General features: G+C 64.2%; 8 protein-coding genes. 2 read left to right on the forward strand and 6 right to left on the reverse strand.

Going from position 1 to position 9,889, the window contains the following annotated elements; translation table 11 throughout:
- Nucleotides 1–292: 292 nt before the first annotated feature.
- Nucleotides 293–1,129 carry a pantoate--beta-alanine ligase gene (gene panC / locus NZM16_RS07675; protein ID WP_295449326.1) on the forward strand — a complete coding sequence of 279 codons (837 nt, stop codon included), beginning with the start codon at nucleotides 293–295 and terminating at the stop codon, nucleotides 1,127–1,129.
- Nucleotides 1,130–1,575: 446 nt separating this feature from the next.
- Entirely contained in the window at nucleotides 1,576–2,349 is a 774-nt protein-coding gene (locus NZM16_RS07680; protein WP_295449323.1) for a type III pantothenate kinase, read from the forward strand.
- 92 nt (nucleotides 2,350–2,441) lie between these two features.
- On the opposite strand, the gene NZM16_RS07685 is transcribed toward NZM16_RS07680, so the two are convergent.
- The 6 genes from NZM16_RS07685 to NZM16_RS07710 form a co-directional block, all read right to left on the reverse strand.
- On the reverse strand, nucleotides 2,442–2,909 hold the full coding sequence (locus NZM16_RS07685; protein ID WP_295449320.1) for a hypothetical protein: 468 nt from the start codon (nucleotides 2,907–2,909) through the stop codon (nucleotides 2,442–2,444).
- 124 nt (nucleotides 2,910–3,033) lie between these two features.
- The gene (locus NZM16_RS07690) at nucleotides 3,034–4,125 is read right to left on the reverse strand and encodes a hypothetical protein (protein WP_295479719.1); all 1,092 of its coding nucleotides are present in this window, start codon (nucleotides 4,123–4,125) and stop codon (nucleotides 3,034–3,036) included.
- A gap of 214 nt (nucleotides 4,126–4,339) precedes the next feature.
- Complete coding sequence (locus tag NZM16_RS07695) at nucleotides 4,340–6,109, reverse strand: glutamate mutase L (protein ID WP_295449314.1); 1,770 nt, start codon at nucleotides 6,107–6,109, stop codon at nucleotides 4,340–4,342.
- An 87-nt stretch (nucleotides 6,110–6,196) separates the two neighbouring features.
- On the reverse strand, nucleotides 6,197–6,811 hold the full coding sequence (locus NZM16_RS07700) for a hypothetical protein (RefSeq protein WP_295449312.1): 615 nt from the start codon (nucleotides 6,809–6,811) through the stop codon (nucleotides 6,197–6,199).
- A gap of 94 nt (nucleotides 6,812–6,905) precedes the next feature.
- Nucleotides 6,906–9,140, reverse strand: coding sequence for a zinc ribbon domain-containing protein (locus tag NZM16_RS07705; RefSeq protein WP_295479721.1), 2,235 nt, complete (start codon nucleotides 9,138–9,140; stop codon nucleotides 6,906–6,908).
- Nucleotides 9,141–9,153: 13 nt separating this feature from the next.
- The gene (locus tag NZM16_RS07710; RefSeq protein WP_295449307.1) at nucleotides 9,154–9,777 is read right to left on the reverse strand and encodes a hypothetical protein; all 624 of its coding nucleotides are present in this window, start codon (nucleotides 9,775–9,777) and stop codon (nucleotides 9,154–9,156) included.
- Nucleotides 9,778–9,889: the final 112 nt, after the last annotated feature.

Here is a 9,889-nt window from a genome sequence, read left to right on the forward strand (position 1 = left end):
CCCCTCCCTTACAAGTGTTCGTGCGGTGCCGGGGGCCGAAGGCGCCCCGCACCCCCCGGCGAAGGAAAAGCCCGTGTTGGCAGTCGGGCGCGAAGCAGAGCGTCCGTCCCTTGCGTCCTCCGACAAAGAAACGGGGCGCGCCCGATGGTAAACGGGAACATGTTCGCAGCTGGACATGGAGCGAAGCGCCCTTTCTCGCTGTGCGTTCAAGGAGAAGGGCACATCCGACTTCGGGAGAAATGTTTCAACCTTCGCAACGAACGGACACATTGAACCGGTCAGGAGGCAGAACATGCAGGTGGTCCGCACGATCGCTGAAGCTCGCGCGATCCGACGGGCCCTTCCAGGCCCATGGGGTTTCGTGCCGACGATGGGGTATCTCCACGAGGGGCATCTCTCCCTTGTCCGTCGGGCCCGCGCGGAGAACGATCGGGTGGCCGTCAGCATCTTCGTTAACCCCACCCAGTTCGGGCCCCACGAGGACTACAACCGCTATCCGCGTGATCTGAACCGGGATCTCCGGCTGTTAGAGCCCCTGGGGGTGGATCTCGTTTTCGCGCCTCCGGTTGAAGAGATGTATCCGCCGGGCTTTCAAACGTGGGTGATCGTTGAGGAGGTCAGCCGGCCCCTGGAGGGCGCGGCGCGGCCTGGCCACTTCCGGGGCGTGGCGACCGTAGTGGTCAAGCTCCTGAACATCGTCCAGCCGGACCGGGCGTATTTCGGTCAGAAGGACGCCCAGCAGGCCGTTGTGATCCGGCGGATGGTTCAGGACCTGAATATCCCGGTGGAGATCGTGGTCTGCCCAACCGTTCGAGAGCCCGACGGTCTGGCCATGAGCAGCCGGAATACCTATCTGAACCCGGAGGAACGACGAGCGGCCACGGTGTTGTTCCGGGCTCTTCAGGCCGCTAAAGCGCGTTATGAACAGGGGGAACGAGATGCGGAGCGCCTGCGGGAGGTGATGCGGGAGGTCATCCGGGCCGAGCCGCTGGCCCGCCCGGATTATGTGAGCGTGGCAGATCCAGAAACCCTGCAGGAGTTAAGCTGGGTGGAGGATCGAGCGCTTCTCTCGCTGGCCGTCTATATTGGGAAGACCCGGCTCATCGACAATATCCTCCTCCCCGAATGAGGGGGATGGATCTTTGAACCCTTCCAGGGAATGGAGGGGCCGGCATGTCGCTTTCGACAGCCCTGCTCGTTGCCAAAGATCTTTGTCCGACGGGAGTTCAACTTCAGGCGGCGAGCCCGATCCAGGCGCCCTCACGAGGGAAACAGGCCAGGCCCCTCCCCCCTTTCTCCCCCACCTCTGGGCCTTAGGGCCCCGGGGAGGGGGAGAAAAAACATTTTCGGGGCTGGGGCGTCCCCGAAGGCGGCGCACCAAGTCCCAAAACCTGCGGGGGAGGGCGCGGATTGCGCTTTGTATTGGTGGGCGGCCTCGCCCGCCCACCCAAATGATTCGATCCGCCTGCCCCGAGGCTCGAAGGATCTTTTCCCCGGCCCCTCCCCTCTCCCCTTGGGGGGGAGGGGAAGAAAGGCTCAGGATACAGATGGCCGCAGCGCAAGGAGGAGAGGCTCATGCTGCTCTGCATGGACATCGGGAATACCAACATCAAGGCAGGGGTCTTTCATGGGGAATCCCTGATCGCCCACTGGCGGTTCTCCACCCAGCGCCATCGCCTGGCTGATGAATACGCGGCCCTTTTCATGAACCTCTTTGCCCTTCATCAGATCCGCCCCCATGAGATCCGAGGTTGCGCCATCGCTTGCGTGGTGCCTCCCCTTCGGGCTGTGTTTGAGGAGATGATCCGGCATTACCTGGGGATTGAACCTCTCATCATTGGGCCCGGGATCAAAACGGGGATCCGGCTGGCGGTAGAGAACCCCCGGGAGGTGGGCGCGGACCGGGTGGCGAACGCCGTGGCCACCTTTCGGTTGTATGGAGGACCGGCCATCGCGATCGCCTTCGGGACCGCCACGGTGTTCGATGTGATTTCAAAGGAAGGAGAATACCTGGGAGGAGCGATCGCTCCGGGGATCCTGGTGGCCGCAGAAGCCCTGGTCACTGCGGCCGCCCAGCTGTATCAGGTGGAACTCGCCCGGCCTCCCCGGGCCATCGGCCGTAATACGATCCAGGCGATGCAATCCGGCCTGATCCTGGGGTTTGCGAGCATGGTGGAAGGAATGATCGATCGACTCCAGGCGGAACTGGAGGAGCCCGCGCGGGTGATCGCCACCGGTGGCCTGGCCGATATCATCGCCCATGAGGTTCGGGCCATCCAGGTGGTTGACCCTCACCTGACGCTGCACGGACTCCGACTCCTCTTTGAGCTGAACCGGCGGGGAAGGTGAGGGGAGAGCTTCGAGAAGGGTGGCGAAAGGCTTCTCCGGGCTGGGCGGGCCGTCTTGGGCGGCCTGCCCAGCCCCAACCCCCTGGGAGGGGATCATGAGGCCCGGGGGCGCGAACGGAGCCGTCGGGCCAGAAAGGCGAGCAGCAACACGCCGACCGCGCCCAGTCCCCAACCCAAGCTGCTCCCCCCCGTTTGGGGCAACCCACCGGGCCGTGGGGTAGGCGTCGGGCGGATGGGGGTGGCGGTGATCCCGGGAGTTGGGGTGGCCGTCGGCTGGCCGGCCACGACAACCGGTGGGGTCGGCGTGGCGGTCGGGATGGGCGTGGGGCTTGGGGTGGGCGTATAGGTCGGCGGCAGCGGGCTCGGCGAGGGGATCGGTGTTCGGGTCGGGGTGACCGCAGGCGCCGCCGGCCGCCCCCGAGCCGGGCCGCTCAGGGCCAGATACAGGCCGATCGCGAAAAGCAACGCCACAAAAAGCCCTCCCAGGACCAGCGCGCCCAGCAGAAACGCCCGGTTTGGACCTTCCTCCGGGGGCAGCTCTTCCAGATCGATGTCGGCCATTGGAGTTGCCTCCTGATCGGGATCTTTGATCTCCTACTTCTTCTACTTCTTCCCAAGGGTCAGGGTTTCAACTGACATAATGTAGCCTCGGTGGCCTGCCCACCCCAAATCCCCTTACAGGTCTTTAAGAACGGAGAATTTCCACGTTATAAACCGGGACCCTGATCCGGACCTCCTCGCCATCCAGATGGATCTCCGCGCACCAGCTCCGCAGACCGCTATCCAGCGTCCACGGGTGAGCGGAGATCCCAGACACCGTTCCGGTGCGCCCCCGATAGGGTTCCCGCAGCAGGCGCACCCGCATGCCGGGCTGAAGAGGGACCTCTCCGGCAGGCTCGGGGGGAGGAGGACTCTCCGTGGGAACAGGGATCAGGATCTCCGGGCGACCGGGCCGGCCATCAAGGCCTGCTGGGGGCCGCAGCACAAAGGCCTCTCGCCCCTGATAGAGGGAAAGGATCCGAAAGATCCCGGGATGCATCGGAAGACGGCCGAACCCTTCGATCAGAACAACGGGAAACGATAGCTCGCGCAACATCGGCAAGAGGGAAGCCTCCATACTCCCGGCGATGATCCCCCGAACCTGAAGCCGTTCCGCCTGCTCCAGGGCGCTGGGTTCGATCCACGCTCCTCCCACCACAAGGGTGCCCTGCGCAACGGGATCGATCGCCCGCGCCCGTAATGGCTCCGCCCCGCTGGTGACGATCCGGATCATCCCACTGAAATCCGCGCCGCTGGACCAGAAGGCCTGGATCAGGGCGCCGGTCGTTTCAATCACCGCGCCATAACTGGGAAGAATCTCCACGACTGTCCCCGGGAAACCCGCCCGAAGCTCTAAAGGGCGCACCCCAGCCCGGATCAGGACCTTCCCCCCTCCTGCCGCGACGATCTCCCCCTCCACCGGCGATCGCGCCTCTAAGGTGCGCAGTCCCAGCCAGACCCGCCGCCGCGCCAGGATCTCCCGAGCCCGCACCGGAGCGCCGGGCTTGCGCCGTAAATAAGCCGCGGCCCGTTCAGGCGCAACTTTCAGCGCCCGGGCGATATCCACGATCACTACCCCGGCCGGTTGCTCCGCCATCGCGAGAACGGTAGCGGCTTCCACCGCATCCCCCCGCTGAACCAACACTTTCCCGGGAACAGGCAGCCGACGCTCCCGACGGATCGTCGCCAGGGGCACAAATTTAACCGCCTCCGGGTAAAAACGCAGCGCTTCCATCATTGGTTTAACTCGAAGGTGAGGATGGCTCGTGCCTTGCCCATTTTCCTTTAAGGTTTGGAGCGGAGGCGGCGCCTTCAGCAGCCTCCCCATTCCCAAAATCGGAGGGGAACACGCCCTCGCATCATTCCGCCAATTCCGGTGGTGTTTCACCGCTGATGGACGAGGAAGGTAGCGTCAACGGCCCTTTCCCCAAGGCCTTCCGAATCCCCAGGAATTAGAGCCCCCCGCCCAGTGCGCCGATATCCCAGAGCCAGCGCCGGATCTGCTCCCGGCGCGCTTCGGGATCTTCCGCCAGGCGCAACGGACGGCCCCGTCCGTCCACGATGAGCCCCAACCATCCGCCTGGAATGCGGATCCGCCGGGGGGTGCGTCGAGGCCCCCACCCCAGATCCACCGGGCGCCGCATCCGGAACCGACGCAGTTCGGTTTCCCCAACCCCTGGGATCGGGACCACTTCCAGCCGGCCTCCCCGCACCTCGATTTCATATACAGACTCTGAGCCATCCGGCGCGCGATGATGCACCTCAACGGTGAACAGCAACTCGTCCAGAGCTACCGGGCTGTCCAGAGCAGGAGCCAGAACGGTGGCCAGAGGGATCCATGGCCGGCTGCTCACCACTTCCATCGCCAGCAAGGTGTCCAGGGCCGCCAGAGCCCCTAACCCTGGGGTGAGCCCGACCGGATCCCAGAGCAGGGTGGTGATGCCCACCGGCTGTAACGCGTCCAGGGCCACCAGCGCCAGCGCGCCCGGACGGGCATGGGAGGCAAAAGCTCCGCCGGTCAGGAGGATCGGTTCAAAGGCCCGAGCGGACCGCACCAATTCCGGCCAGAGCGAGCGCAATTGTTCCCAGGCCTCCGCGATGGCCTCCCGGGCGAACGCCAGCTCGATCCACATTTCTTCCATCGTTTGAGGGATCGAGAGCGGATGCATCGCCTTCGTCCAGACGAACGCTTCCAGAGCTTCGGGACGGACCTCCTGGGGCAGCCATCGCGTGATGCGCTCATATCCCCGGCGTTGATACAGGCTCAGGATCCCCTGCCCGATCCCGCTCTCCGATCGCACCGTCTGGGCCAGCAACCCACCGTGAGCAACGGTAACAACCGTATGGTTCCCTCCCACATCCACCACCAGCGTCCCCCGATCGGGGGTCTCCAGGCTCAAGTAACGGGCCACATGGCTCAGCGCCCGGGCGGTTGGCAGAACATCCCCTCGGGCCCAGCTTTGCAAGAGCGGGAGCCCGGGGAGGCTCGCCATCGCCCGCTCTACGTATCGCTGGTCCATCGCCTCCACCACCGGGCCGATGTGCTCCGCATCCAGCCGTGGGCGCACATTTTGCGACACCCGGAGGGGAAGCTCTCGACCGGCCAGGGCCACCGCTTCCTCCCGCAAGACCGCGTTCCCAGCGAAGAGGAGCCACGGGCGTTCTCCCTCTGGGCGCAATCGGGCCGCCAGAACCGCCGTTTCCAGGAGCGCCTGAACCGGGCGGGTCGCCCCACCATCCATGCCTCCGGCGATCACCACCAGATGGGGCTCGGCGGCGATCAGGGCCTGCAACCAATCCTCCTCGGTCTGACGCCGCCCATCCGGCGAGATCACCGAAAGCACCTCCGCGACCTGGGCATAAGCGCTGGCCGCTGCCCGTCGGAGGCTGGCGAGGCTCCACTCCGGCGAGAGACCGCCCAGGACCACCCGGATGGGGAGCGCCGCGCTGAGGGTCACCAGGCATGCATCCACGCCTGCCCCGTTGGAAAGCTCAGGGGCGATCAGGATCCCCTGGGGATCCAGAAGAAGACGTCCGGAGATCGCGCTCAGATGCTCCAGCGCTCGGATCCCCCCCAGGGCCACATCGGGATGAGCCGCGCGCAGGCGAGTGGGGACGCTGGCGGCGGCCACAAAGCGGAAACGATCCTCGACCCGGGCGAACAGGAGCGCCCGGGTCTGCGTGCTTCCCACATCGATCGTCACCAAGCTTTTCAAGCTCATCGCTGCTCCATTTCCCCCATCGCATCAGCCAGGCCGCTGACATCCCTCTCTTTCATTCCCCTCATCAACCGGGTGCTACCCAAATCTCTATCGCCACCATTGGCTTAGCGTCTGGATCAGGAACTCCGCACGGCCGATCAGGAGGGAGATCCCGGTGATCAGCGCGCTGCCGAACAGGGCGCCGAGGGCAAACGCCCATACCGCACGCCCCAGCGCCTGAACCCCGGTCCAGACCCGGCCCCAAACGGGGCCTCGGGCTGGGGGGCGATAGAACTGAGCCGCCAGCAACGCCAGCAAGGTCGCCACCAGCCCCACGCTGATCCCTTGACCCACTCCGGCCATCAGTTGAGGCCCCAGGGTTCCAAACACCGCTCCCGCCCCCGCGGTTCCCAAACCAATCCCCAGGGCAATGGCCAGCCCGAGATCTCCCACCAGACCCAGTCGGGGCACCCCCTTGGCCAGGATCAAAACCCCCAGCCCCACCTGCAGAAATAGCAAGCCTCGTCGCAGGGAATCGGTCGTGGTCATGATCTCCCGCCATTGGGAGATCAGCACATTCCACAGCACCACCGCCATGAAATAACCCACGCTGAGCCCGACCAGCAGGCTGGCGGCCAGACGATACACCGCCGTGTCATCGATCAGATAGCTTAAAATCATCAGGGTGAGGAGCAAAGCCACGACCATCCCGATGGATCCCATGGAGCTCCTCCATGACCGCTCTCCCCAAATCCCGAGAAGGCCTAAAGGGCCTCAGAGGAGAGGGATTTTATAGGTTTCAGATTGAGCGTCATCCCTAAACCGCCGTTGGGCTTCGAAGGAGACGAATCACTAACCCCACGCCAATCAGCGCAACGACAAACATCTGAAGGAGGGTCTGCGCCTGGAGGTCGAAGAAGGCCGGACTGCCCACTGGAACCGGCCCGTCCAACAGCAACGCGTCCCGCAGGCCGATGGCGACCGCATGCAGTTGTCCGCTCTCCTGATAAGGAGCCACATAAGGAGCTAGGTTTGCGCCCACCGCGGCGACCATCGGCACCTCTGGAGAGAGAACGCCTCGCGCCTGCTGAATCCACCCCCGCAAGGCATCCGGGGATCCGGTGATCAGGACCACCAGACTTAACCGGGCAGCCAGAGGATCTTCCCCGAAATCCTGGGCGATTGGAAGCCTCTGCAGCGACTGCCCACGATAATCCACCCCCAGTTGGTCGAGCGGACGGGTGAACAGACGGGCCACCCCCACTTCCTGACCCGGATAGTATCCCAGATGGACCACCCGCTCTCCGTAGTCCGGACGCGCCTGAACCACCTGAGCGGCCTGGGCGGCTCCCCAGGGGGAAAGGCTCACGGTCAACACCCGAACCCCCCGGGCGGTGAGCCGCTCGAGGATCCGCTGGAGATAGATCTCCAGCTCTGCCGCGCGATCCGGACCATAATCCACTGCGATCAGGGCGATGCCCCCGGAGGGGGCCTGATCCAGCCGGGTCAGGAAATCCTCAGGAGGGATCAAGAGGGCAGGCTGGAAAAATGGCAACGGCCAGTAGAGCCCCAGGACCAACACACCGATGAGAAGGGCAAAGAGCAGCCAGCGCTCCAGAACAGCCCCCAGGCCAGCGGGAACAGGCTCCGCCGCTCGTTCCCCAAGCAAAAAGCTCAAGCCCTGATCCAGCAGGCTCTGCCACGCCTGGGCCCGGGCGCGAAGCTCAGGGGACGGTTCTGATCGAAGCTGGGCCGCCGGCCCCTGGATTTCCGTCAGCCGCAGATTCAGAGGCAGCACGTCCACCAGACCGGCCAGCGGCCCTCGGGTCTCCACCACCGCCGGTTCGATCGGGGGGATCGCTTCGGAGGGAGCTTGGCCCTCTTCTTCTGGAACCGGCTGAAGGGTCTGCAGCCACTCCGGCATCTCGGCGAGCACGGCCTCCAGATCCGTGAAAGGGGGAACATCAGCGGAGGTCGTAGGGGCTTCGGTAGGAAGCTTTTCCTCAATCAGGAAGACACTCGCCTGCGCAGATGATCCCTCCTCCACCGGGAGCTCCAGCGTCGGAATAGGGCTCGCCTCGGGCTTCCATGTCTCAAAGGGCATATAGGGCGCTTCCGGGACGGCTTCCTCGAGAGGCTCCGAGGGTTTCTCTGCCCCCTCTGATCCCCTCAGCCACTCTGGCCATTCTGGGGCTTTCTCCGTTGTTTCTATGGGGAACTCTGTGAAGGGAACGGCCTGGGGAGGAGCCTCCGCCGCCTCCTCCAATGCCAGAGGCCCCTCGATAAACGGTGCAGTCCCTGGTAGAGAAGCCTCGGGGCCCTGTTCCGGCACCTCGCCAGGCGTTTCCAGCCAGGGGAAGGGCAAGCGCTCCTCGCCCCCGGAAGGCAAGGACATCTCCTCGCCTTCCATGAGGGGAAAAACGTCAGGAAATGGAAGAGCCCTCGCTTCTTCCTCCAGGGGCTCTTTCAGAGGCCACGGTTCGGTGATCTCCGGCGGAAGGCCTTCAGGAGGAGAAATAGGGGTTTCTTCCAGGGAACGCCCCAGCTCGAAAGTTAGGGGGAGCTCTTCCACCGCTGGCATCCATGGGGCGGGCTCCAACGCCGGCGGAACGGATTTCTCTTCCTCCGGCCGTTCCCACGGCGCGGGGAAAGAAGCTTCCATGCTGGGCGGATTTCCTTCTTCAACGAGCGCCGGAGGAGTAATCTCCTCTCCCTTGTCCGCCCCCCCCGGCATAGCCCCTGGAGCGGGAGGCTGCGCCTCCGAGGGGATCTCCGGGAAAAGTCCCTCCAGCGTTGCAACCCAATCCAGCTCGGCCGTGACGGTTGCGACGGGCGCTTCTCCAGAAGGCTCCCCCTCCCCCTGCATGGCTTCGAGCTGCAGGCGGGCCCCACATTGCTCACAGAAGATCGTTCCGGAGGGATTCCGATAGCCGCAGACCGAGCACAGAACTCCCTCCTCCATTTGGGAGATGGAGACCAGGCTGGCTCCGCACTGCTCGCAGATCATCCGATCTTCTGGATTAGGGGCCTCGCAAATCGGACAGAATTTCATCCCCAACCTCCCTTCATCGACCCATCGGTCGGTCCATCCATAGAAAGGTCCTCGCCATCAACACCACCACACCGATCGCCACCCCAATGAGGATCCCACGGATCCCGCCGATGGCCAGGGGGGACAAAAAGGTTTCATAAAAAGAACCGAACAGGACGGGGAGGAGGGTTCCGCTCGAGTGGATGATCAACGTGGTTAGGACACCTGCAACGAAAAGCAGAACGTAGGTGGAACGGCGGGTGCGCAGCAGACGCCAGAGGGCCAGAACCATAAAGAAAGGCAACAGCGCGCCTATGGAGGCCTCCAATGGCAACAGTCCATATTGATAAAGCCAGTTGGTCCAGGGCCCAGCGACGCCGCTCCCTCTAAGCCCGCCTTCCGCAAGAGAAAGCAACAGGAACCCCAGCGCTGTGAGAGCGGTCACCAGGCTATATGGCCAGCCCTCGGCGCGCGTTCCCACCCGGTGGAAATGAGCCTCCAGGAAAGAGAGGAAGCCAACCACCGCTGCATAAGCCAGAAGCGTGGAGCCCAGTTCAGTCAGGCTCTGACGGAGGGTCGGCTGAGGCCACACATAAGGCAACAGGGCCAGGACAATCATCAGGCTCAAAAAGCCTGCTGGCAACACGCGTCGAAACATCTGGATCCCTCCTTTAACCGCGCAGAGCGAATCCCAGAGCCGCCATCACCATGAGCACCATCAACAACCATCGGATCAGATCATGGGTCAGGAGGAGAGCCGATGGGCCCCC

Origin of the sequence: Thermoflexus sp. (assembly GCF_025055495.1) — a bacterium.
Taxonomy (GTDB): domain Bacteria; phylum Chloroflexota; class Anaerolineae; order Thermoflexales; family Thermoflexaceae; genus Thermoflexus.

Excerpts from the sequence above, each read along its gene's own strand:
- panC (WP_295449326.1), top strand. The coding sequence starts at position 293 with ATGCAGGTGGTCCGCACGATCGCTGAAGCTCGCGCGATCCGACGGGCC.
- NZM16_RS07680 (WP_295449323.1), top strand. The coding sequence starts at position 1,576 with ATGCTGCTCTGCATGGACATCGGGAATACCAACATCAAGGCAGGGGTC.
- NZM16_RS07685 (WP_295449320.1), bottom strand. The coding sequence starts at position 2,909 with ATGGCCGACATCGATCTGGAAGAGCTGCCCCCGGAGGAAGGTCCAAAC.
- NZM16_RS07690 (WP_295479719.1), bottom strand. The coding sequence starts at position 4,125 with ATGATGGAAGCGCTGCGTTTTTACCCGGAGGCGGTTAAATTTGTGCCC.
- NZM16_RS07695 (WP_295449314.1), bottom strand. The coding sequence starts at position 6,109 with ATGAGCTTGAAAAGCTTGGTGACGATCGATGTGGGAAGCACGCAGACC.
- NZM16_RS07700 (WP_295449312.1), bottom strand. The coding sequence starts at position 6,811 with ATGGGATCCATCGGGATGGTCGTGGCTTTGCTCCTCACCCTGATGATT.
- NZM16_RS07705 (WP_295479721.1), bottom strand. The coding sequence starts at position 9,140 with ATGAAATTCTGTCCGATTTGCGAGGCCCCTAATCCAGAAGATCGGATG.
- NZM16_RS07710 (WP_295449307.1), bottom strand. The coding sequence starts at position 9,777 with ATGTTTCGACGCGTGTTGCCAGCAGGCTTTTTGAGCCTGATGATTGTC.